Origin of the sequence: Pseudactinotalea sp. HY160 (genome assembly GCF_009372055.1) — a bacterium.
In the GTDB taxonomy this organism is placed as follows: Bacteria; Actinomycetota; Actinomycetes; order Actinomycetales; family Beutenbergiaceae; genus HY158.
Genome location: NZ_WHMT01000007.1, coordinates 101400 through 122418 on the forward strand (window position 1 = coordinate 101400; position 21019 = coordinate 122418).

General features: G+C 67.8%; 22 protein-coding genes. 1 reads left to right on the forward strand and 21 read right to left on the reverse strand.

The genetic code is table 11. The annotated features are described in order from the left end of the window. Nucleotides 1–60 precede the first annotated feature (60 nt). The 4 genes from GCG21_RS08700 to GCG21_RS16995 all read right to left on the reverse strand — a co-directional run bounded on the left by GCG21_RS08700 (nucleotide 61) and on the right by GCG21_RS16995 (nucleotide 6978). On the reverse strand, nucleotides 61–1791 hold the full coding sequence (locus tag GCG21_RS08700) for a DNA methyltransferase (protein WP_152819121.1): 1731 nt from the start codon (nucleotides 1789–1791) through the stop codon (nucleotides 61–63). After that, nucleotides 1791–6167, reverse strand: coding sequence for an FtsK/SpoIIIE domain-containing protein (locus tag GCG21_RS08705; protein WP_152819123.1), 4377 nt, complete (start codon nucleotides 6165–6167; stop codon nucleotides 1791–1793). The genes GCG21_RS08700 and GCG21_RS08705 overlap by 1 nt, the downstream gene beginning before the upstream one ends. 62 nt (nucleotides 6168–6229) lie before the next feature. Further along, the gene (locus tag GCG21_RS08710; RefSeq protein ID WP_194165014.1) at nucleotides 6230–6853 is read right to left on the reverse strand and encodes a nuclease-related domain-containing protein; all 624 of its coding nucleotides are present in this window, start codon (nucleotides 6851–6853) and stop codon (nucleotides 6230–6232) included. Then, on the reverse strand, nucleotides 6850–6978 hold the full coding sequence (locus GCG21_RS16995; RefSeq protein WP_255471606.1) for a hypothetical protein: 129 nt from the start codon (nucleotides 6976–6978) through the stop codon (nucleotides 6850–6852). Before GCG21_RS16995 ends, GCG21_RS08710 begins: the two co-directional genes overlap by 4 nt. A 124-nt stretch (nucleotides 6979–7102) precedes the next feature. Between GCG21_RS16995 and GCG21_RS08715 the strand changes: the two genes are divergently transcribed. After that, complete coding sequence (locus GCG21_RS08715; RefSeq protein ID WP_152819127.1) at nucleotides 7103–7636, forward strand: hypothetical protein; 534 nt, start codon at nucleotides 7103–7105, stop codon at nucleotides 7634–7636. A 183-nt stretch (nucleotides 7637–7819) separates the two neighbouring features. Here GCG21_RS08715 and GCG21_RS08720 read toward each other — a convergent pair whose 3' ends face one another. The 17 genes from GCG21_RS08720 to GCG21_RS08795 all read right to left on the reverse strand — a co-directional run bounded on the left by GCG21_RS08720 (nucleotide 7820) and on the right by GCG21_RS08795 (nucleotide 20997). Further along, the gene (locus tag GCG21_RS08720; RefSeq protein ID WP_152819129.1) at nucleotides 7820–9187 is read right to left on the reverse strand and encodes a hypothetical protein; all 1368 of its coding nucleotides are present in this window, start codon (nucleotides 9185–9187) and stop codon (nucleotides 7820–7822) included. Beyond that, nucleotides 9184–11682: a hypothetical protein gene (locus GCG21_RS08725; RefSeq protein ID WP_152819131.1), complete on the reverse strand. Its 2499-nt coding sequence runs from the start codon at nucleotides 11680–11682 to the stop codon at nucleotides 9184–9186. The genes GCG21_RS08720 and GCG21_RS08725 overlap by 4 nt, the downstream gene beginning before the upstream one ends. Nucleotides 11683–12575: 893 nt before the next feature. After that, nucleotides 12576–13115 (reverse strand): hypothetical protein, encoded by a 540-nt coding sequence (locus tag GCG21_RS08730; RefSeq protein ID WP_152819133.1) that lies wholly within the window; start codon nucleotides 13113–13115, stop codon nucleotides 12576–12578. Nucleotides 13116–13216: 101 nt separating this feature from the next. Continuing rightward, a complete protein-coding gene (locus GCG21_RS08735) occupies nucleotides 13217–13732 on the reverse strand; it encodes a hypothetical protein (RefSeq protein ID WP_152819135.1) in 516 nt (171 codons plus the stop codon). A 205-nt stretch (nucleotides 13733–13937) separates the two neighbouring features. Beyond that, nucleotides 13938–14906, reverse strand: coding sequence for a hypothetical protein (locus tag GCG21_RS08740; protein WP_152819137.1), 969 nt, complete (start codon nucleotides 14904–14906; stop codon nucleotides 13938–13940). A gap of 212 nt (nucleotides 14907–15118) precedes the next feature. After that, nucleotides 15119–15628 carry a hypothetical protein gene (locus GCG21_RS08745; RefSeq protein WP_152819139.1) on the reverse strand — a complete coding sequence of 170 codons (510 nt, stop codon included), beginning with the start codon at nucleotides 15626–15628 and terminating at the stop codon, nucleotides 15119–15121. 302 nt (nucleotides 15629–15930) lie between these two features. Then, the gene (locus GCG21_RS08750) at nucleotides 15931–16395 is read right to left on the reverse strand and encodes a hypothetical protein (protein ID WP_152819141.1); all 465 of its coding nucleotides are present in this window, start codon (nucleotides 16393–16395) and stop codon (nucleotides 15931–15933) included. 131 nt (nucleotides 16396–16526) lie between these two features. Then, nucleotides 16527–16946 carry a hypothetical protein gene (locus GCG21_RS08755; protein WP_152819143.1) on the reverse strand — a complete coding sequence of 140 codons (420 nt, stop codon included), beginning with the start codon at nucleotides 16944–16946 and terminating at the stop codon, nucleotides 16527–16529. A 70-nt stretch (nucleotides 16947–17016) separates the two neighbouring features. Continuing rightward, nucleotides 17017–17217, reverse strand: a complete 201-nt coding sequence (locus tag GCG21_RS08760; RefSeq protein ID WP_152819145.1) for a hypothetical protein — start codon at nucleotides 17215–17217, stop codon at nucleotides 17017–17019. Beyond that, nucleotides 17214–17657 (reverse strand): hypothetical protein, encoded by a 444-nt coding sequence (locus tag GCG21_RS08765; protein WP_152819146.1) that lies wholly within the window; start codon nucleotides 17655–17657, stop codon nucleotides 17214–17216. Before GCG21_RS08765 ends, GCG21_RS08760 begins: the two co-directional genes overlap by 4 nt. Before the next feature lie 109 nt (nucleotides 17658–17766). Further along, nucleotides 17767–18093 (reverse strand): hypothetical protein, encoded by a 327-nt coding sequence (locus tag GCG21_RS08770; RefSeq protein ID WP_152819148.1) that lies wholly within the window; start codon nucleotides 18091–18093, stop codon nucleotides 17767–17769. Between the two features lie 96 nt (nucleotides 18094–18189). Continuing rightward, nucleotides 18190–19026, reverse strand: a complete 837-nt coding sequence (locus GCG21_RS08775; RefSeq protein ID WP_152819150.1) for a hypothetical protein — start codon at nucleotides 19024–19026, stop codon at nucleotides 18190–18192. After that, nucleotides 19023–19628, reverse strand: a complete 606-nt coding sequence (locus tag GCG21_RS08780; protein WP_152819152.1) for a hypothetical protein — start codon at nucleotides 19626–19628, stop codon at nucleotides 19023–19025. The genes GCG21_RS08775 and GCG21_RS08780 overlap by 4 nt, the downstream gene beginning before the upstream one ends. Further along, the gene (locus GCG21_RS08785) at nucleotides 19625–19849 is read right to left on the reverse strand and encodes a hypothetical protein (protein WP_152819154.1); all 225 of its coding nucleotides are present in this window, start codon (nucleotides 19847–19849) and stop codon (nucleotides 19625–19627) included. The genes GCG21_RS08780 and GCG21_RS08785 overlap by 4 nt, the downstream gene beginning before the upstream one ends. A gap of 184 nt (nucleotides 19850–20033) precedes the next feature. Next, nucleotides 20034–20174: a hypothetical protein gene (locus GCG21_RS16225; RefSeq protein ID WP_194165015.1), complete on the reverse strand. Its 141-nt coding sequence runs from the start codon at nucleotides 20172–20174 to the stop codon at nucleotides 20034–20036. Continuing rightward, nucleotides 20171–20635, reverse strand: a complete 465-nt coding sequence (locus GCG21_RS08790) for a hypothetical protein (RefSeq protein WP_152819156.1) — start codon at nucleotides 20633–20635, stop codon at nucleotides 20171–20173. The genes GCG21_RS16225 and GCG21_RS08790 overlap by 4 nt, the downstream gene beginning before the upstream one ends. Next, nucleotides 20632–20997, reverse strand: coding sequence for a hypothetical protein (locus GCG21_RS08795; protein ID WP_152819157.1), 366 nt, complete (start codon nucleotides 20995–20997; stop codon nucleotides 20632–20634). Before GCG21_RS08795 ends, GCG21_RS08790 begins: the two co-directional genes overlap by 4 nt. Nucleotides 20998–21019 lie beyond the last annotated feature (22 nt).

Below are 21019 nucleotides of genomic sequence, written 5' to 3' on the forward strand. Positions count from 1 at the left end.
GGCCAGCACCGAATCAGGCAGCACCGAATCAGGCAGCACGGACCAGTCGACCTACACGGGTCAGGCGGCAGCTTCAGCCCCTGAGACTGCGGTCCCGACCTCGTCGAGGACGTACCGCCCGGCACCGATGACGACCCTGCCCACTTTCAGGTGCTGGTCGAGCTCGGCGGCCACCATTTCCAGCCGGGGGCGGGTGACCTGTTCGATGAGCCCGGCAGCCTCCCAGTGGGCGTCCCCTGGGCGGTGGCCTGCCGTCATGAGGTCGCGGGCCTGCCCGGCGGGCACCTCGTTCAAGGTGATGGCCACGCTCGTCCGATGCCCGGAGTCGGCCGCGTTCATCTCCATGACCGCCTGGGTGAGGGAACCGGAGCCGGCGAACACGTCCAGGAAGGACGCATCGGCGCGGTTCTGGGTGGCCAGCGCGAGCCAGCGGGCCAGCACTCCGGTGTCCTTCGGGTAGGTGAAGAACCGGGCGGCGACGGCCTGACGAGTGCTCGAACCATCGGTACTCGAACCGCCAGCATTACTCGGGCTTGCATCGGTCGGGATGGTGTCGAGTTGGGCGGCGAGCCTCTTCGCAGCGCGAGTGCGTTTCTCGGTGAAGACCGACGTTGCGACCTGTTCGCCCTGCTCGTCCAGGTAGAGCTTCGTGGCGACCGATCGGGTGTGGTCGGCGCGGAAGACGATCCTGTCTTCGGCGAGCATCCGTTCCATCCGGTCGGGGGCGTACCGCCAGCCCGTCGATGGGGGGACGACGGGCAGGCCCGTGACCGGGTGAGGCACATCGTAGACGTACCCGCGGCCCGACGGCTTCGAGACGGGCCCTTCCCGGAACAGGCGACCGGCGCTGTTGAAGCACCGGTAGAGGTACAGGCTCTTCGCCGGGTTGCTCGCGCTGAGGCTCTTGAACCAGGCCGTCATCTTCTCCTGCGAGGACACCGGGTCCCCGTCCCACAGCCGCCGGGCCGTCGCCGTGACCAGGTCGGCCCCCGGTTTCGGTTCCCGCCACTGCACCTTGTTGCGGCGCATCCAGGCCGGGTTGACCGCGTAGATCAGCATGTAGTCGTGGCTCGTGGACACCAGTCGCGCCTGCCCCTTGACCCCGCCGTCCCAGACGACGCAGGCGACGAACGAGTCCGCTCCCAGGACCGCATCGGTGATGAGCCGAGCCCAGGCCATGCGCCGGTCGTCGATGGCGATGATGACCACGCCCCGGTCAGGGTCCAGGAGCCTGGTCGCGCGCACCAACCGCGTGTGGAAGAAGTCGGCCCAATCCTCGCGGTCATCGGCGTAGGACAGGTCGTGGCCGGTGTCGTACGGAGGGTCGAGGTAGGCCAGGTCGAACACGTGCCCACTGGCCCCCAGGAGCGGGCAGGCGTGGGCCGTGTCGCCCTCGATGAGCAGGTGCTCAGGACGACCCGCTCGGATACCCAGAGGCTGGGCACCCGCAAGCCCTTCAGTTGCTGTGCCGGTATCGGAAGTGCCCGTGCCAGAAACGGCCGGCCCGGTGATCCCGGTGTTGGGTCGCATCTTGATATCTGCCGGGACCATCTCGCCCGCAGGGGCCACGACCGTGACGGAACCTATGGGGATGATGAGCCCGCTGGTGGTGGCGACCGCTCCGCCGGTGACCGAGACGACCTCGTGGGGCTGGCCCGTCCCGTTCTCGGTGCCAGCGCTGTTATTGATGCCGGTGTTCTCGGTAATCGTGTCCCCGGGGCGGGGCCGGCGGCGGGTGGTGTAGGTCAGCGGGACGGCGGCAGGTGCGGGCACGTCGAAGTGAATGGGCATCAGAACTCGAACTCCTCTTCGTTGGTGCCCAAGAGGTGTCCGGGTGCTGCCACAGGTGTGCCCGTCCCGGGCGTGTCGCCGGGAACTGGTACGGCTGACCGGCTGGGATTCGGGTCATCGAAGTCGAAGTCGTCCTCGTTCGAGCCAGCCGCATCCTGTGAAGCAGCCACATCCCGTGAAGCAGGCCCAGCCGGTGAACTGGAGGCAGCCGGTGATGCCTCTGCTGGTTGCTCGGGCTCGAAATCCCAGTCCTCGTCGGCACCCGGGTCGCCGGCATCTGGCTGGCCGGCACCCGCCTCCTCGACAACTGCTGACCCTTCGTGACCCGGCTGGTTGCCCCAGTGGGGCATGCACGTGATCGCCCAGCCTTCCTGGGACGCCATCTCGGTGGCCGTCACCCCGAGCGGGGTCCCGGTCTCGTCCGCGGTGTCGCATTCGGCGTCGATCCAGTAGATGGCCCCGGCAGGGTGGGAGGCGAGGACCCCGGCGAGCACGTCGAGCTTCGGGTGGGCGAACAGCGACTCTCCCTCCGCGGGGACGGCCTCGACCTGCGCGCCCGGTGGTGCCTGCTCGGGCGGGCCGGTCCAGATCACGGTCCCGCCCATGGCCACGGTCGCGGGTGCGGGCACGTCGGTCAGGACGATGGCACCCTCACCGAACCGGCCCACCTGCCCCTGAATCGGGGTGGCGTCATCAGGGTCGGCCTCATCGAGAACGGTGTCCTCTGGAACTGTGTCTTCTGGAACTGTGTCGCCCAAGTCGGCATCTTCGAGAGCAGGGCCGTCGAGTTCGGCATCTTCGAGAACAGAGCCGTCGAGAATGAGGTCGTCCAGGTCGATCTCCATCTCATCGAGTTCGATGACCTCACCCTCGCCGGCGGGGCTGGCCGGCACGTCGATGACGGATCCCTCGACGATGCGTTCGGTCTCCTTCGGCATGAACGGGTCCAGGTCGAGCTTGGCCGCGCCAGGGATCCCCTCCTCGCGGAGCCGGCCCGAGAGGACCTGCTGGATCGGGTGGTCGTACCAGGACTGGATCAGCTGGATCGGGGCACCGGAGGTTTCCAGGAGCCCGCGGCCCTTCGGTACCGAATCGCCCAGGTCGGGTGCCGATTCGGGGGAGCGCAGCGCCGACTGGAGCTCCCCGAACGTGGCCTTGCCGAGGATCATGCGCGACATGTTCGTGCGGATCGTGTTCCCGCCGGGGATGGAGTCGAGCTCCTTGGCGGTGAGCCGCTGGGTCGACAGGACGAGGGTGACCCCGGCCGAGCGGGCCTCGCGCACGATCCGGCCCACCTTCGAGCCGATGTTCTCCACCAGGCGCACCTGTTCGAGGGCGTCTTCGTATTCGGCCATCGCCTCCGCGTCCGCAGTGGCCGGCTTGCGGGGCTTGTCGGCCAGGATCAGGGAGGTGAACTCGTCGATGACGACGACCACATGACTCGGCCGCACGTCCGGGGGCAGGTCCGCGTAGGAGCCGACCGCGTACTGGCCGTTGAGGGCCCGGCGTCGCTTCACCTCTTCGTAGACGGCGTCCATCATCGCCGAGGTGTCTGCGACCGTGGTGGTGATGGAGGTCAGCCACGGCTCCGCGAACCGGAAGTCGGCGGCGGCCTTGGCCGGGTCGGCCACGTGGATCTCCCAGCCACGCACCACCATCGGGTACAGCAACATCTGCAGCACACTCGACTTGCCCGAGCCACTCGAACCCACGACCAGTAAATGGGCATCCTCAGAGATGTTCCACGAGACCGGTTCACCCTCGATGCCCGTCGCGAACGGCAACAGGCCCTCAGAGGCGGGAGAGTGGATGAAGTCGAAGTCGATCGCCGCCGGGAACGGCATCGGGTCTTCCTCGCAGACGAGCAGCCGAATCGAGTTCGCCCCATGCGCGCCCGGGCGCACGTCCACGAAGGCGTTCCGGGTCGACCCCTTCAGCTTCTCCATCACGCCCTTCACCCGCGAGGGAGTGATGCCCGATGGGAGCTCGAAGTCCAGCTGGAGAACCTTCTCGTTCGTGGCCAGCGGGGCCGTCGCCAACGTCGTGGGGGTCAGGCCGGAAGAGTTGACGACCTTCGCGTCTACCCACGCCTGCTGCCATTCCAGGTTCGCCAGGTAGGGCAGGTCACGGCCTGGGTTGGCCAGGCGCACCTTGCGGAAGTCGGCCCCGGCGACCAGGACGATGCACTGGGGCTGGGGTGCGGCACTGACCTGCAGCCACGGCACCGACAGCGTCGAGGCGATGCGGGCGATCTTGGCGCGCACCTCAGTCAGCGACACACCGCCGTGCAGCCGAATCTCCACCTTCCACAGGTGCGGGCCCCGGCCCGGCAAGGTCATGGGGCGGGCAGAGATCACCTCGGGGCGGGCCAGGCGGGCAGCATCGAAGGCCGCATTGACCTGCCCGGCCAGCACCCAATGCTCCGGCGTCGAGCTCGTAGCGAACCGTTCGGATGAGTCCTTCCCGGGCGGGAGCCGGTCGGCCGAGGCAGGCACGGGGCCATCGGACCAGCGCACCACGAACGCCTGCGGGTGCCGGTCCCCGGGACGGCCACCATCACCGGGGTAGCCGACAATCGACACGAACGGGGCCGCGGTCAACGTCGTGGCCAGCTTCGGTTCGAGCTTCTCGAAGTCGTCGACCTTCTCACCCTGACGGATCACGAACGGCAGGTGATGGACCATCGTGCGGCCCAACTGGGCGTCCTTGGCGACCGGGAACTGCGGGTCGGGATAATTCACGCCCGTCTTCAACACCCCGGACCAGCGCCCCCGCCACTGGTCATCGATCGCCAACTGGTCGAGTGCGACCGGCACGCCGGGATCCGTGAACACGGTGCCGCCGTCGAAGATCGCACCGACATAGATGCGCCCGGCACCTGGATGGTTCGGGTCACCGTCGGGCCAGTCGTTGACCAGGACGTCGGTGGGCTGGGCGAAGAACTGGGGCATCATCCCCGCGTACTGGCTCCTCGCATACTGCAACGTGTTCGCCCCGCCATACTGCAGAGCCCACACGGCACCCGCCGAGGCCACGGGAGCATCCGTACTGGCTCCATGAGGGCCGTCCTCCCCGAGTGCAGGGTCCTCCCCGAGCGCAGGGTGGACAGCTGCAGGGTGGTCCTCGGTGCCGGGGGCCACCTGGTCTTGTGCCGGGTCGTCTTGTGCCGGGTCGGTGCCGGGGGAGTGGAACAGTCGCGCCCACCCGGCCGGCTCCGGGGCCACCTGCGGGCGGACATGCAGAGCCTCGATGCCGACGAAGACGTACTGGGCACCGCCACCGCCGTAGGCGTCCACCGCGCCGGACAGGGCAGCCGAAATCGCCAACGCGGCCTCCTCCTCACCCATGCCCGGGTCGGTCACGTCCGGTGGGGCATCAGAAGGGAAGGTGACCACATCGACCCGGAGCGGGTGTTCCGTGCCCGCCATGGGCCGCCCGTCGGAGTCGATGTTCGGGGTGGCCAGGATCGCGACCGTGTACCCGCCGCCGATGGCTGTGCGCAGCTTCGCCTTCGCGGCCATGAGACCGCCGGCCCCGAGCGCCGACGGGGCATCGAAGGTGTCCACCGTCAACGACCCGACCTGCCGGTGGGCGACCAGCCGCGGCGAACCGGTCTTGTCCGTCTTGCCGAGCGCGACCTCCCAGCGCGGCTCCCACGCTGTCCGGGCCTCGGTCCGCTCCGTCCACTCATCGAGCGCCGCCCGCGACCACGGCCCCCACATGACACCGATGGCGGCAGCCGCTCCGGCAGCCAGCCCGAACACGAGCGGCGGGCCCGGCACCTGCAGGCCCCACGGCTCGCGGGTGAGCGCGATAGCGCAGGCCAGCGTGAGGACCACGAACACTGCCGCGGCCCCGCCGATCACCGGGCGCAGTGAATCGACCTGCCCGAGCGAATCCAGCCGCACACCCGGATTCGGGTCGGACGGGTTCCCGGTGCGCCGCTTCGAGGCAGCTACCTGGCAGGTGACGATGAACGCCGCCGCCGAGTTCGCCCACGCCCAACTCGCCTGCTCAACCGGTATCGCATAGGCGGCCACCCCTGCCGCCGCGGCCAGGAACCAGGCACCCAGCAGCGGCCAGCCCGGCAGCCAGTCCCCGTTCGGGACGAGGAGTCGCCACCGCAGGTCCGCCAGCAGCAGGTACCGGTTCTTCGCGCGATGCTCCCCGGCCCCCAGTGGCGTCGGGGCACCGTAGGAGTCTTTCGGGCCGGAGAACACGGGGCGCGGTTCGGACCAGCCGGCCACCACGAGCGCGAGCCACAGTGCGACCATGCCCGGGTAGCCGTAGTAGACGGCCACGCCGATACCTGCGACGCCGGCGGTGATGATGAGCCAGGCGATCGAGGAGGCCGGTTGGGGAGTGCGCTGTGCCATGGGAGCGGTCGAGTCCTAGGGTCGAAACGGATAAACGTGAAAGGGCCGGGTCGTGGGTGGGGCTACTCGGTTCTAGCCCGCAGCGAAGCCACCAGCGGGACCAGGCAGGCCACCACCGACGGGTCGGCGTTGCGCTGCAGCGACCGCTTCGACAGCATCCGCAGACCCACCCGGGCCGGGACCGCCCGTGCCCCCGGTGGCCGCAGTGCCCACGTGTGCACCGGCCGTTCACCCTTCGAGGGCCACACGAGCACCAGAGGCTGGGCGACCGTCGCGGTGGCAGTGTCGGCCCGGGCGGCCAGGCGGCGACTGATCGACTGGTAGGCCATCGCCATCGTCTGGTTGTCGGCGTGGGCGAACAGTTCCCGTCCCCGCCGGGAGGTGCCGGCCAGCGTCCAGTAGAAGCCCGGCTTCCACGACTTCGAGTCCAGGAGCACAACCGTGCGGCCCGACACCAGCACGTGGTCGATATTCGCGGTGAACCCCGGGATCGGGATCGCCACATCGTGAAGCACCGCTGGGCCGCCCGGGCGGGCAGCGAGCTCACCGAGTGCCTTCGCGGTCCGTCGCTCACCACGCGCACCGGCCGCCGCGACCTCGGCATTCGCCGCCCACGACGAATCGTGTTCGAGACCGAAGGCTGCCTCGCCGATGACCTCGCCGCGGGGAAGTGGTTGCCGGGTCATCCGGTCACCGCCTTGACGGCGAACACGACCACGAGCAGCGCGGTCAGCCCCAGGGCCGCCCATTTGCCCCGGCCACGCAGGAACGTGTTGATGACATCGGAGGGGTCACTGTTCTTCTCGCTCATACCTTGCCCCATGCGTAGATGGGGCAGGCAACCGGTGTCCGAGTGCGTAAGCGAACGTCTCAGCAGGCGAGCTCGGTTGCGGTATTCCGCCTGCTCCGGCGGCATACCCCGATAGGCTCCCCGAGTGTGCAAGACCAGTGACGATGCCGGCCGGCAAGACGCGAGTGAGAACCCCGACGACGAGCGGTGGTCCGGTGTGCTCGACCTACTGGAGCCAAAGTACGACCAGGTTCGTGAGGACTTGCAGCGGTCCACCGATGGGGCCAACCTGCGTGCCTCCTTGCTTGTCAGCACGTCCGCCATCGTGTTCGGAGTGCTGGCAGCGGATAGTGGCTCCCCCTGGAGACTCGTCTCCCTGGTGTCGGCCGTCGCTGCGGGGATCTTCGGTGTCATCGGCCTGTGGAGTAGGAGCCGAGACAACTACGACGTCCACGGCACCCGGAAGAGTTACGAGTCCCTCCGCGACAAGGGGGATCTTCCTTCTGTGGCGGAGACACGCGAGTACATGATGGAGACCGAGGAAGGCTTCATCGAACAGAGCATCAGGCACGTGGCCCGAGTCAGCCTGCTCATTAAGATCGGCTTCACCCTTCTCGTCGGATCGCTTGTGCTCGCACTCCTACCTGGACTCATCTCCTCGGTGATCGAGAGGGGGTGACACTGATGGCAGAGGACCCCAAAGCACAGCAGATGAACAACGACAAGAGCACCACCCCGCGCCCGAATCCGAACAAGCTGCGAACCCATGTTCGGGAGGCGGCACATCCGAGCACCACGACCTCGCCCCGCGCAGAACGGGACATGAGCCGGACCCGCGGACGAGATAAGTAACACCCCTCCCTCACGCCGGCGGTACGTTACGAAGCCGGGGTGGAACCTTCGCCCGCTTGCCCGGGCCACGGAACTGCCCCGGCACGAACGTGCCCCGGTGACGCCTATCGCGCGGGACCGGTGTCGGGATCTCTTCGAAGCCCGCCTGCCGCAACGCCACCTCATGCAGCGCGAGCTCACCCTTCCCGCGGCGCAGCCACACCGGTGCCGAGGCGACCGAGGCCGAGTTCGTGATGACTGCCTCCATCGCCGGCCCGTCCAGTGGCTCGAATGGGGTGTCGAAGAAGTCGAGCATGCCCGCCTTCACCCACGGGGCACCCTTCGGCCCTTCCGGCCGCCAGCACTGCAACGTCAAGAAGTCGGAGCCGACCTTGCCCACCCCGGGGAAGTAGTCGGTCCACATCGCCACCCCGAGCCGGTCAGCGGCCCGCCTGCCAGGGATCCCCGGATACTTGCGAACCGCCCGAGCCACCGCCCGGCGCATCTCCTTGGCGAACTGGCGTTCCCCATCCCGGTCGGGCTTGGGGGCACCCACGAACAGGACCGTCAACCCGGAGGAGGCCATCGAGTTCTCGGCGAGCAGCTTCGCCCAGTTCTCCACCTTCTGCGTGAAATACGGGGTGACCGAGGCGGTCAGTTCAACCGCGATCCGCATCCCGTCCCCGCGCACCAGCAGCGCATCGGCCGACCGGCGACCCTCGATGGGGCGCTTGCCGATCCCGCGGCCCGCAAGATCGTCCACCGTTGCCATCGACTCCCCGAGCACCGTGCCCACCTCGCAGAACTCCGCCACCCGCAACCCGAGTTCGGCGGTGAGCAGGTTGTGCCGGTCGAACTGCCCGCCACCCGACCAGGACCGCCCACCCGTGACGAGCACCTGTTCGGGATAGGTGAGCAGCGGGGCCACCCGTTCAGTGAAGACGTGACCGGAGGCGGGGCGGAGCAGTTTCGCTGTCGAGTTCAGCCGGGTGCGCACCAGCCCGGAGGTGAACACGCCCTGGTCTAGCAGCCCCAGAATCAATGCAGCATCGGTAGCGACCGGGTGCCGGGCCAGGGTCGGGTTGCCGGCGAAGGCGGCCAGTTGCTGAGCCGACAGGGTCCGCCACGAACCGAGCAGCCCGAGAACTTCGAGCCGCTCACGCCACCCGCGCATACTCGTCCACTTCTCCCACGCCTCGCCCGGGTCCATCCGCAAATGCCACGGCATGCGCGCCAGCCCCGACGCCTCCTGCATGCGGGCCGTGGTCACGTTCACCCACGAGGCCGTCGAACCGGATGACCACAGTCCCTCCCAGTACGGGTCGAGCCGGTCGGCCGCACGCAGGCGCGGATGAATCCCGCCGTGCGAGGTGAGCTCGCCCATGTCGAAGACGGTCACGCCCGACCACCCCCAGGGACATGGCCAATCGCTGGCTGATCAGTGGCTGGTTGCCCAATCGCTGGCAACTGGTCATATCCCTGCATGTGGCGGAACCGGTCCACGTCGGGCAGTCCGGTGGCCGAGTCGATGAAGTAGGCCGACGCGAACGAGAACGGTGCCTGACGTTGGTGGCCGACGCTGGCGCGCACGATCGCATGGAACGGGGCCAGGCCGAGCACGTCCGCACTCGACCAGTCGGTTCCGTCACCACCGAAGTCGTCGATGAGCTCACGGGCAATCGCTGGACTGTTCTGCTTGAACGCGATCAGCGTCGGGAACGACAGCAGCGCGTCGCGCACCTGGGTGTCCAGTTGGGCCGGGTACTGGGTCGCGAAATGGGGGCGGACCCCGTACGAGCGGCCCTTGTTGCGCAACCACGTGATGATGTCGGGGGAGGAGCCGGCCAGTTCCTTCAACTCGTCAGCGAAGATCGACACCCACCGGTTCTCGGCCTCCCACCCGGCGCAGGTGCGTTCGATGTTGTACCGCAGGGAGAACATGAGCAGCGAGCTCATCAGCTGTTCCATGTTGGACTCCATGATGTTGCCGGCCGAGTCGCGTCCGGTCAGCACGATGGCGGCCTTGTGCCCGTCGATGAGGTCCGCCCACGAGAACTTGCGGCGGGCCGGAGCGAAGAAGTGATCGAGGGCCAGCAGCTGGTCGATCTTGTTGCCCGGTGCCCGCTGAAGGGCTGCCCGCTGGGACGTGGTCACCGTCGGCCCGTACATGAGCACCAGCGACTCCCACGCAATCGAGGCGTCCGTGCCGGTTCGACCTTCACCGGTGGCCTGTTCGTGTGCGTCATGGACGGCAGCTGCCAGCGCTGTTGCCGGCCCGTCCCCGGCCCTGCCCATGAAGATGGAGGCGTAGTAGATCGGGGAACCACCCGCCCGCACCCCGTCGAGACGTTCGGTCATGTCGTCGGTGACGGCCAGCGCCCCGGTGAGCACCATCTTCAACGTGCGGAACGACTCATCCCGGATCGAGCCGTCCGCGAAGGCGTACTGGAGTGCGTTCGTGAAATGCAGCGCCTTCACCTCAATCGTGCCCGGTACCGCGAACAGGTCGATCGCCCACGAGTCCGGGTTCGCCACCTCCACCAATGCCACCTTGTCACCGACGGCCCGCGCCCAATCCAGGGCAGCCTTCGCACCATCTAGCTTCGTCTCGAACGAGACCAGCGAATTGTGCCGTCCCGGGAACCCCGGAAGGCCCAGCGGGCTGACCCGTTCCAGCATCGAATGGGCGAGCACGTTCTGCACCAGGATCGACTTCCCGCTACCCGGCTCACCCAGGACCGCGAGCCCGCGAGCCGTATCGGCCGATGAGACGTGCACGGGCCCTCCCGCATGGTCGTGGCCGATGAGCGGACCGATATTGCGGGTCATCTCCACCGGAACGCCCCGGCTCCGGGTCGTGGCAGCACCCGAGAGGACACCGGCGTGCGGGGCGATCAGAGAGGCCGGGATATGGGGTCCGAGCATGAGCGCCTCCCGGCGCAACGGGTAGGCCCCGCCGTCCCCCCGGTCCTCGGCACCCACATGTTCGGTGTGCAACGTCCCCGGACGCCGCGGTGGACGGACCCGGTACTTCGGCTTCGGCAGGCGGGCCACCGGCAGGCCCCGGCGGATACGCGCATCACGGGTCGGCAGAATCCGCCTCCACGCGGCGACACCGAGCCCGGTCGCAGCCCCCGCCCCGCCCAGGCTCACCGCCCACGTGAACGCCGACAGCCACGCCGGGATCGGCAACGGAGTCAACGTCAGCACGCTCGGGGTGAGCATGAGGGCGGCCACCATCAGCCACATGACCAGGTGCGCCAGCCGGGGAGGGCGGTGCGCGCGAGTGCCGACATCGAAACCGGGAAGGGAGGAGGCGACCGAGTCGAGCACATCAGCCGTGACCGCCGGCGACTGCGAGCCCGCCCAGATCGTCGTGATGAGCGCCTCGCGGACCGTCGAATGATGCGTCGGGCGCACCGTGCCCATCCGGTAGGCGAGCCAGTTCGACCACCAGCGCCGCTCCAACCGGTGCGGGGAACGCACCACCGCGGCCACCCACGAATCCATCGGGAGCGTGTTGCCCAGGATGCGGGAGACCTCCGCCAAATCGGTGCCCGCCTGCGTTGCGCGGATCCCCGCCGAGGAACGCCGCCACCACAGCTGGGCGACCGCCGGAGTGAAGGACAGGTCCGGTGGATCATCGAGCGGGTTCAACCGGGCAGCCACGCATTGAGCCAACGAGATCGCCGCCGAGTCGGCGGTAGCCGTGTCCGGCATGATCAGGAAATCGTGCAGCCCGTCCTCATCGCGGACGACCACCAGAGTCGAATGACCACCCCGGGTCGTGGCACCGGCAGCAAACGCGGCAGCCCGCTGTTCGATGGTCTGCGGGTTCGCGTTGATCTCCCCGGCACGGGTGAGCTTCCAGTAGCGGCGTCGTGAAGGTCCCATACCCGGAACCATGCGTAGACGCCGGCGGGCACTTGTCACCACGGCGGTGCCAACAGGTGACAAATTGACACCTTCGAGGCCGCCCCCACCCAGAAAAACGTGACCCCAGGCCGGATCTGCCCCGTTTGGGGCGAAAACCCCCTCCCAGACTTAGAGGATTCCTCGCGCCGCCGCCGATCTTCGCCCCAAGAAGTCCCGAGCCGGCCGCTGAGCCCTTCCTCCTCGCCTTTTCGCCCATCACCCTGTGTATTCGTGCCTCATGGTGTGCTGGGCTCTGGCGGCGAGTCGGAACCCTGCCGGGGGCGCCCTGGTTCAGCCCTGTGTTGAAGGCAAGGGGGCTGCACCGAGGACGGGGTCACCTGGAGGGTCCAGGTCACCGTTTCGCGCCCGCAGGGGCACCGCGAAGGGAATCATGAAGGCAGCATCCTTCACGGGGAGCGAGACGGGGACGGAACGGGGAACACGACGGGGACGGCAAGACAGCATCACGGGGAACACGACGACACGAGGGACACAGCATCACGGGCAGCGCCACGACAACAAGACGGTCACCACCAAGACGAACAACGCCACGCAGCGCGCAGCGCTGAACATCCGAGCGAAGCGAGGACAAGCAACACCACGAACAACAAGACGACGACACCACGAACCACCACGCCGGCGACGACCGGCCGCGAGGAACGAGCGGACGGGCGGAGCCCCATATATGGGCCACATGTCGGCTGCCGGTGGTTGGGCCACTCGGGATGTCGGACTCGCTGGGCTGGCCGGGTTGCTCGATGTCACCGCTACCGCGGCATCGCTACCGCTCGCGGGGCGGCTCACTGGGTTCGCGGAGTGATGGGGGTATCGGTTCGGCTGCTCGCGACCACGCCGGTCGCCAGTGGCGTGCCTCACTGGCTGATGTAGTGCTCTCCCTCTGCAAGCTTGCCCATCTTGGCCGATGGTGCGAAGTGTGCGCGGTGCCGCTGGCCTGCCTGGTCTCGGCACCGCAGGAGCAAGTAGACCGTCTGGGTTTTGGTCAGCTCGACATGGGCCTGCTCGCCGCCGCGCAGGTGGAACGTGACCACGCCGCCGGCCCTAAGTCGACTGGCCGCTGGGTCCTTCGGCCTGACTGGATAGATCGTGAGCCGATGCCTGAGGTACGGCCATCTGGCCCCGACGAGTGCCACCCGAACGTTCCGCGCGGGAGATTTGCCGACGTTCTTGATGTAGAAGTAGACCCAGTTTTCCTCAACGTGCCAGCCTTCCAAGAACAGCTCGGGTCCCTGGTACCTGGCGTTCCGACGACTGGTTCGCCCTGCATGGATCGCTGCACCGATTGCGATGGGTAGCGCGAGCACGCCGGCGTATGTGACGAGCCAGTCCAGTGCACCTGGGTTCAAGGGCCCACCCGTGGCGGCGACCGGCGCGAGCGTCCCGAAGAGCCTCATAGCTGCAACCGTACTGAACCGCCGATGGAAAGATGGACGATTTGCGCTCGGCCGTCCTATTCGCCGTTACCGCGTCGTTGGTCCCACTCGGGCTCAGGGTCCTACTCGGCCGGTGGCTGGGATGGCCGGGGCAGCTGGGATGGTGCAGGCGGCTGAGACGGCGAAGGGGTCTGGGACGGCTGGTTGTGACCTGGCCCGTGCTGGTTGCCAACGTGCTGGTCACCGGCGTACTGCCCACGCGGGTACTGGCTGTTCTCGTAGTGACCGTTCGGGTACTGGCTGTTCGGGCCGAAGTCGCCGGCGTACGCACCCGGGTCCGGGTATCCGGCCATCGACAGCACGGCCCGGTCGTAGCGCTCCTGCCGCTTCATCTTGTGGTCGCGGGCGAAACTGCTCACGGCGATGGCTACCGCCATGACCACGAGCACGTAGATGCGCGCGTTACGTTCGATGACCGGCTCTCTGTCGTCGAGGATGGCCGCGCCGAGGAGCAGCCAGCCGGGTAGAGCGAGCACGTGCAGGCCGACGTAGCTGAGGATCCGGCCAGGCCACCCCCAGCCGCGCCAGATGGTGACGAGTGCGGCCAGGTATGCCGCGAACAGGATCCAGTTCCACATGTTGCCCCCTGCGTGTGACGTCCGGCTGACCGTGCCGACACGTTCGCCGTGCTGGCGGTTGCCGGTCGAGCCCTTGTTCAGTCGAGCTCTGGTTCGGTCGAGCTCTGGTTCAACCAGGGTATCGCGGGACATCGGGCCACACTGCTGGGCCGGAAAGCAGTTCATCACGTCCAGGCGTTCATCTCGTCCCGGCGGGGCGCGAGGGTCAGGAGGTGACTCTGCGCCGGTTCGCCTCCCACCAAGTGGACACGGCCTGGGCGACGGCGGCGTGCTGGTCGTCGCTCATGAGCCGGTGCAGGTCGGCCAGTGGACGGGCGAGGAAGTCGGCGTCGAGCTCGGGCAGGACCGCTTCGATGGCGGCGGCAACCGTGCCCGGGTTGAGCTTGAAGAGCATCGAGAACTCGAACTCCAGCTGGTTGGCTCGCAGGTAGCTTGTCAGGCGGGCCATGGCGATCTTCTGGGCGAGTCGGCGTGCGCGAAGCTTGATGTTGGGGAGGCCGGCCAGGACGAGCGGATGGACGGGGTCAGATGCGCCGAGGTCGAAGTCGGCACCCGGGTCGCTTCGGAGCGTGAAGGAGAGCATGCGCTGGGCCGGGGTGTCATCCCCGAGCACCCGGTGCCAGGCGTCCCGGCGGGCATCCCATTCTTCGGCGGTGACGTCGTCGGGCTCGTCGGCGTTGTTCCAGTAGCTGTACTCGGACACGCCGTCGAGGGCTCGGAACGCTGCGGTGAGTTCGTCCCGTTCGCAGTAGGTGATGGCGAGCAGGTCCCCAGTTTCTGAATCGCTGGTTTGGCGGTCCCCGGTTTCAGGAAGACGGCCAATGGTGAGCTCGAAGCGGTTGGGGTCGTAGTCGATGCCTCCGGTCTTGCCTTCGTGGCGGAGCTTGGACTGGTCGAACATGTGGCCCATGAGCGCGGCCTGGGCTTCGACGGCGACGGGGATGCGCCGGTGGTGGGCGATGATCGCGGCCTCGCTGGCGCGGCTGGCTGCGTTGTCGCTGTCCTCAGCGGGGAGCCCGAACAGTTGGTTGTCGATGGCGGTGGTCATCTTGTCGGCGATGAGGCGAGCATCCAGCCGGTCCCGAACGGGATCGAGGACGGCGCGGAGCCGGTCGGTGAAGGCGAAGATGTCGTCGGTGGCGATCCGGTGGCCGTTGTAGATCTTGGTGCTCATGTCCCTGCTCTCCCTGCTGGATGTGGTCACCCATGGGGTGTGCGGGCCCGGCCCACCTGTGCCACCTGCCTACCTGTTCCAACGACAGCCTGATCGCGGCAACGGCCTGCCTTTGCCAACGCTGGCCTGATCGTGCCAACAACAGGGGCCTACCACTGGGGAGGCGGTTGGCATGGTCACCGGCGGGGAGCCCAAGGGGTGACCGCGAGCCCCTACACCTGCTTCGAGGCGACGGTGAAAGCGTGGCCGTCCCCGTGGGCCCAGTCCGACATGATCCGTAGGCCGTGTTCCCGTATCAGCGCGCGCATCGCCTCCACCTCCTCGCCGGTGAAGTTCCAGACTCGATGGGTGGCGGCGTACCCGTACGGTGACAAGGCGTAGACGTTGATCCGCCGCATTGCCGAGGAGAACCGCACACCCTTGGGCAGGGCCCGACCGGCCGCCTTATCGACCTCAGTGGGGTAGCCCAGGTGGTTGCCGTAGGCGACGTCGTCGTGCACCCATGTGGCGATACGGGCGAGGCCTTCGATGTGCTCGGGGGTGGGGTACGCGGGGCGCTGGGCAAGCATCAGTTCACCGTACCGAGCGCGCAGTTCCAGGTCGCGCCGGCGGGACAGCAGTAGCTGCTCTCGATGCGCATCGTGATGGGCCCTGATCTCCTGGCGGAGTGCCACGATCTCGTCGGTGTCGTAGGGGGTGTCAGCGCTGGCGATGGGGCTCATGGGGTTCTCCTTGCTGGGTCGGAACTTGTCAGGGTGGCCGTGCGTCACCGACGCGGGTGTGCGGCGGCAGGTCGTACGTGCCACCGCGCGAACCGCAGAGGCCGCGTGCAAGGAAGCGGGTGCAACGGTTGCTGGAACTCAGGGTTGCCGGCTATCAGGGGTTGCCGGAACCCCAGGGGAACGATCGCTCAGGTTCTCGGCTCATTCGGTGACTGGCCAATCCAGTGACTGGGCCAGTTGAGCAGCCGGGCTCGTCGGTGACTGGGCTCGTCGGTAGCTGGGCGAGTCAGCGACTGGGCTCGTCAGCGAATAGGCAGGGGCCCGTGGAGGCTGTGGGAGCAGTGCCGGGACTGCGTCCACTCGTCGTCCAGCTGTCGCAGCATGGAGACCGTCTCGCCGCAGCGCACGCACACGCCCTCACGGATCGGGTCCCGGCGGAGAGAGGCGATGAAGTCGCTCAGGACCCCGATCACCTGAGTGCTGACCACTTGGCTGCTGGCCACCTGGCTGCTGTCCACATGGTTACTGTCTACGGGGTCGTTGGACGGGGGCGGGTTGATGATCGTGGCGAGGTCGCCCAAGTGCTGTCCCAGTTCGTCGGCGATGCTCGCCCGGATTTCGCTGGCGGCCTGCGCGCGCCAGGCGTCGAACTCGGTGACGTACATCTGGTCGTCGCCGGGCTCGTAGCGGTTGCGGGCCTTGTCTCGCGCCGCCTCGCTGCGCACGTAGGCGTCACGGACCTGTCGGGTGCTCGGGGTGTGGGTCACGGTTCGGCTCCTTGCTGTGCTGGTCGGGCCAGAGGGTGTGCGGCCCCATCCTTCCGATGCCACGATGCGGCGTCTACGGCCTATCGTCTGCGGCTTGCGGGGCAGGGTTTGCGGGGCAGGGGTACTCGTGGTCAGGCGTACTCGGAGAAGTCGACGCCCACGGCGGCCTCGACCGCCCGCTGAAGTGGTTCCGGCAGGTCGGTGACGAGCAGGTTGTCGATGACCGGGTTCTCGCCCGACCCGCGGGTCATTCCGTGGGGCAGCCCGAACGTGTAACGCTGCTGGACGCCGTAACTGTTGGGGCCGTCCAGCAAGAGGGCGATCGACGGTCGGGCCATACCTGCCAGGGGAGTCCTGACGCGGATCTGCCCGTGGTTCGGTGTCCACGCGCCGGTGCCGGTGTTGATCGGCGGGGCATCTTCCAGGTCGAAGTCGGCCCACGTGTGCACCTCCTGCAGGCTGTTGGTCACGCGCACGGTCAGGCCATCAGGTTCGGGGCTGGGTGTCTCAGGGCTGGCCATCTCGGGGTGGGGCAGGTCGACGTTCCTCATGCCGTCACGGTGTGCGGACGCGGTGAACCGTCGACACGAGCTCGGGGATGCGGCAGTCGATAGGCACGGTTCATGGCCTGCCGGCAGAGCCGTCGTCATCTTGTGCCTTCACGCACCAGTGGCAGTGGTCGTTGTCGTCTTTCGTCTGGCCGGTGCGCCAACCGGATCGGCGGGCGTTCAACTTCACGATGCCGAGGGAGTAGGGGCTTCCGTCGTCCCATATCTGTCCGCAGCCGTCGCAGGTGAGGGTCCACAGTCGGTAGGCGCTCATCGGGTCTCCTTCGGTGCGGGCTGGGCGGCGCGCATCTCTCGCTGCTCGACCAAGATCGCGGCGAGGACGGCCTTGGTTGAGGGCCCGAGCAGGTCGATCTTCGCGGCCAGGTCGTCGCGTTCGATCCGAAGGTCCACGTTCTCGGCGACCAGTTGACGGTTCAGCTCCAGGGCGCGCTCCCAGGCAGTCTGCATACCCTCCGACATGCGGGTGAGCCGGTCCACCTCCTCATCTAGGCCCACCATCCTGTCGAGCAAGCGGGCGCAGTTCGTGCATGTCGTCTCGAAGCAGATCGCGGTTCGGTAGAGTTCGGCCTCCTCTCGCATCCGTTCCACTTCGGCAAGGAGCGCAAGAGTGTCCTCGGCCAGCTCTTGCAGGTCGCCGCCGGAGGAGGTTGCAGCTTCGGCACGGGCGCGGATCGCCGCGAGGTCGGTGGTCATGAGTCCTCCCGGTCGCAGCATCGGGGATCGCAGAGGCACTCGTCAGCCACGCAGAGGCCGGCGCAGCACGTCTCACCAACCACCTCCGGCGCTTGCAGGTCATCAGTGTTCACCAGTCACCCCTCTCAATCTCTTCGGCACGCTTACGGAGCCAACGTTGCATCTCGTCCATGCCGATGAACGGCCACTCGACTTCGTCCTCGCCCCCCATGGCTGCTGCCGCCTCGCGGAGAGCTTCGGCTTGCGCGGTGCGTCGGGTTGCAGCGATCTCTTCGGGGCTCACGGATATCTCCGCCGCCTCGAACGCACCTGCCACCGCTTCACGAACGGATGACTTGGCAACCCCGACCATCTGGTCCCAAATCTCATCCGCCACTCGATCTCGCTGCCTTACGGTGACGGTCGCGACGGCGGCTCGTTCGATGGGGGTGGTCATTGGTGTCTCCTTGGTTAGGCGCAGGGCGGGGTGGGTGAACCGCCCACATGGTGTGCGGGTACCGGTCACTCGTGCCACGCCCACCCGGCGGGCGGTTCAGCCGTCAGGCTGGCCGGTCCCGGCCTTCGCGCGTGATGGGGCCAGCACATTGGCGATCTGGCACTGCTCGCACTGGCAGTCACCCCCGGTACGACCGAACTTCGCAGCGCGCCGTATCTGCCAGGCGTGGTGCTCGGCGACGATGGCGCGGGCCTGGTCGACCTTCGCGGTCAGGTTGTCGAGCTCGGCCTTCATGAGGTCCTCGGCTGCCCACGCTTTCTCCACGTCGAGCTTCATCTGCTCGTACTCCATGTGCTCGCAGACGTCGCACTGGCCGCTCTTGTGGGTCGTCTCCACGTCGAGCTGGGCCCTCAGTTCGCGGACCTCGTCCTCAGCGGCCTCAGCACGTCGCCGGGCTGCCTCCAATGGTGAGAGTCCCTCCTCCAACGGCGAACCGGTGGGTGCTTCCTGCTGTTCGGGGTGGTCCGCCTGCCAGGCGGTGACCGCGGCGGCGAGTCGGGCTTCGAGGGCCGGGTTGGGCGGTGCTGCATCGCCGGAGTAGTTCGGGTGGAGGACGTCGATGGGCCAGTTCAGGTCGCGGATGGTGAGCCCGAGTCGGGGCAGACTCCCGGTGAGCGATTCGGATTGGCCCATGAGCGAGGTCTTCGCCTCCTGGTGGAAGCGCACGACGATGCCGAAGACTGCCGAACCGAACTCGGCGAGGACATCCCGGAGCACCTGCTGGGAGTCCCGGTATTCGCCCACCGAGTCCACGAGCTCGGCGACACGCTGCCGCTGGCCGGGCGTGGCATCGAGCCCGAGCGCGACAGTGAGCGAGGCGGCGAGGTCCTCACCAAGGTGGGCCGGGTCCCGGCTGTAGATTCGCCTGGTCATGACTCGTCCTCCTTCGGGTCGGCCAGTGCGACGACAGCGTGGGCGCGAAGCTCGTACCCGATGCGCTCCTCGGCCGGCTCGGCCCCACCCATGTCGTCCCAGGCCATCTGCCGCCAGTCCGGGTCCTGGTCGGACATGTCGTGGTCCCACAGGGCACGGGCAACCGTGGCAATGAGGGTGGCGCGATCCCCGTCAACTGCGTCCCCGTCAACTGCGCCCGGGTCAACTCCGCCCTGGTCGGCGGCGGGCTTGCCGGGCTCCCGCAGAAGAGTCGTCGCCGCGTGGATCTGTTCGGCCGTGCGGCGGAATGGGGCCAGGTCGGTTCCGGCGGTATCGGCCAGGGGCGACATGACGAGCAGGTCCACGAGCGCATCGACCGTGGGCAGCGCCGTGGTGGGTAGGACAGCAGTGGGGAGGGCAGCGGTGCGTGCGGCGTTCTCGACTTCTTCGAGGACGTGGTCCTGGTGGTGGCCGATGCGGCCCGTCCACGGGAGCGGGTGACCACAGGAGCAGGATGCCTCGTTCGTGATGAAGTCTCCCTTGGTCTTGCGAGTCTCGCGCAGGACGTGATCACGGGTGACCTGCCGGGTGAGGTCGCTCATCGCTCGTTCATCCGGTCGATCAGGTCGGCGATCGCGCGAAGCTGGTCGGGGTTGATGGGCCGGGACGAGGGCTCGAACTGGTAGTCGCCGTCGTCGTTGGGGACGAGCCAGCCCGCATTAACGCCATCGCCCTTCTGGGGGCGGTTGCCGCCCACGAGCACGACTTGGGTGCCGCGGCGCAGGTAGATCTGACTACGGTCGAAGTGGGGGTGGGGGTTCATGGTGGCTCTTCCTTCGGGGCGGGGGAGGAGGACACCTCTCCGGTGTGCGGCAGGCAGCGATACCCGCCACACATGCCGGCTTGCCCGCCCCCATGCAGCCCGTCGCCCAGTACTGCCCGCCACCCAGTGCGCAAGCTGGCCGAGGGGCCCACCGAATTGCCGACCCAGCCCACGGGGGATCGGGCTACGAGGGGTCGGGATTGGCGATGAGGGCGAGCACGGAGTCAGCGGCATCCAGGTAGGTGCCGCCCTGGCGGTGCCGGGACAGCGCATTGCCGATGGCCCGTGCGACCTCTCGCCGGTCCGGTAGGTCGATGCAGTTCATTGGTTCTCCTTCAGGCCGGTCTCTGCCACCTGCCTGGTGACATCCGCCTGCCCAATCACTCCTGCCGGCCTGGTCACTGTTGCGCGGATGCGGTTCGGCCAGGATTCTTCCGGGGACACGCAGTTCGGGCACCATTCTTGGGCGCGCGCGGGCCGGGCGTCATGGAGCCTCGTGACCTGCACGATCTTCTCGACCAGGTCGTCCCGCTGGGCGGCGAGTGCAGAAGTTGCGGCGCGTTCATGGTCCACCTGCTCGCGCAGCCGATGCACCTCTCGTAGAGCACGGTTGAATGCTTCGCCGCAGTCGTGGGCGTCGAGTACGTCGGTTGCCGCTGTCCGCCAGCGCTCGTTCTCGCGGGTGAGCCGGCCGATTTCGGTGAGGAGCGGGAGAACGTCCGGGGCCATGTCACGGTTGCCGGCTTGGAAGCGGTCACGGATCGCGGAGAGTTCGTCGGGCTTCATGAGATCGTCACCTCGATCAGCGTCTTCCCGGGAACCCTGCAGAGACGCAGGACGTCTCGCCCGACCGCGGTCGCGAACTCACCTGTGGGTCGGATGCAGGAGAACCCGTCCAACCACAACTCACGGTCGGGCTTCACATCGGGGGTCGAGACTTCGGCACTGGCAGTCCCAGTGGCACTGGCAGGCTCATTGGCAGGATCCGGCGAGATAGCCTGCACGACGACTTCAGCGATCCGGGTGAGGTCCTCCCGGGTGAGCGGCCCCTCGTGTCCTTCCCAGGCGTCGCCCAGCAGCGCCCGAACGGTCCGATCAGTGGTGGCTGGGCCAATGGTGGCTGGGCCAATGGTGGCTGGGTCGGTCATCGTGGGCCTCATTCGGGTCGGT

What these genes read in the sequence shown, in the direction of transcription:
- GCG21_RS08700 (WP_152819121.1), bottom strand. Translation starts at nt 1,791, where the DNA reads ATGCCCATTCACTTCGACGTGCCCGCACCTGCCGCCGTCCCGCTGACC.
- GCG21_RS08705 (WP_152819123.1), bottom strand. Translation starts at nt 6,167, where the DNA reads ATGGCACAGCGCACTCCCCAACCGGCCTCCTCGATCGCCTGGCTCATC.
- GCG21_RS08710 (WP_194165014.1), bottom strand. Translation starts at nt 6,853, where the DNA reads ATGACCCGGCAACCACTTCCCCGCGGCGAGGTCATCGGCGAGGCAGCC.
- GCG21_RS16995 (WP_255471606.1), bottom strand. Translation starts at nt 6,978, where the DNA reads ATGAGCGAGAAGAACAGTGACCCCTCCGATGTCATCAACACGTTCCTG.
- GCG21_RS08725 (WP_152819131.1), bottom strand. Translation starts at nt 11,682, where the DNA reads ATGGGACCTTCACGACGCCGCTACTGGAAGCTCACCCGTGCCGGGGAG.
- GCG21_RS08730 (WP_152819133.1), bottom strand. Translation starts at nt 13,115, where the DNA reads ATGAGGCTCTTCGGGACGCTCGCGCCGGTCGCCGCCACGGGTGGGCCC.
- GCG21_RS08735 (WP_152819135.1), bottom strand. Translation starts at nt 13,732, where the DNA reads ATGTGGAACTGGATCCTGTTCGCGGCATACCTGGCCGCACTCGTCACC.
- GCG21_RS08740 (WP_152819137.1), bottom strand. Translation starts at nt 14,906, where the DNA reads ATGAGCACCAAGATCTACAACGGCCACCGGATCGCCACCGACGACATC.
- GCG21_RS08745 (WP_152819139.1), bottom strand. Translation starts at nt 15,628, where the DNA reads ATGAGCCCCATCGCCAGCGCTGACACCCCCTACGACACCGACGAGATC.
- GCG21_RS08755 (WP_152819143.1), bottom strand. Translation starts at nt 16,946, where the DNA reads ATGAGGAACGTCGACCTGCCCCACCCCGAGATGGCCAGCCCTGAGACA.
- GCG21_RS08760 (WP_152819145.1), bottom strand. Translation starts at nt 17,217, where the DNA reads ATGAGCGCCTACCGACTGTGGACCCTCACCTGCGACGGCTGCGGACAG.
- GCG21_RS08765 (WP_152819146.1), bottom strand. Translation starts at nt 17,657, where the DNA reads ATGACCACCGACCTCGCGGCGATCCGCGCCCGTGCCGAAGCTGCAACC.
- GCG21_RS08770 (WP_152819148.1), bottom strand. Translation starts at nt 18,093, where the DNA reads ATGACCACCCCCATCGAACGAGCCGCCGTCGCGACCGTCACCGTAAGG.
- GCG21_RS08775 (WP_152819150.1), bottom strand. Translation starts at nt 19,026, where the DNA reads ATGACCAGGCGAATCTACAGCCGGGACCCGGCCCACCTTGGTGAGGAC.
- GCG21_RS08780 (WP_152819152.1), bottom strand. Translation starts at nt 19,628, where the DNA reads ATGAGCGACCTCACCCGGCAGGTCACCCGTGATCACGTCCTGCGCGAG.
- GCG21_RS08785 (WP_152819154.1), bottom strand. Translation starts at nt 19,849, where the DNA reads ATGAACCCCCACCCCCACTTCGACCGTAGTCAGATCTACCTGCGCCGC.
- GCG21_RS16225 (WP_194165015.1), bottom strand. Translation starts at nt 20,174, where the DNA reads ATGAACTGCATCGACCTACCGGACCGGCGAGAGGTCGCACGGGCCATC.
- GCG21_RS08790 (WP_152819156.1), bottom strand. Translation starts at nt 20,635, where the DNA reads ATGAAGCCCGACGAACTCTCCGCGATCCGTGACCGCTTCCAAGCCGGC.
- GCG21_RS08795 (WP_152819157.1), bottom strand. Translation starts at nt 20,997, where the DNA reads ATGACCGACCCAGCCACCATTGGCCCAGCCACCATTGGCCCAGCCACC.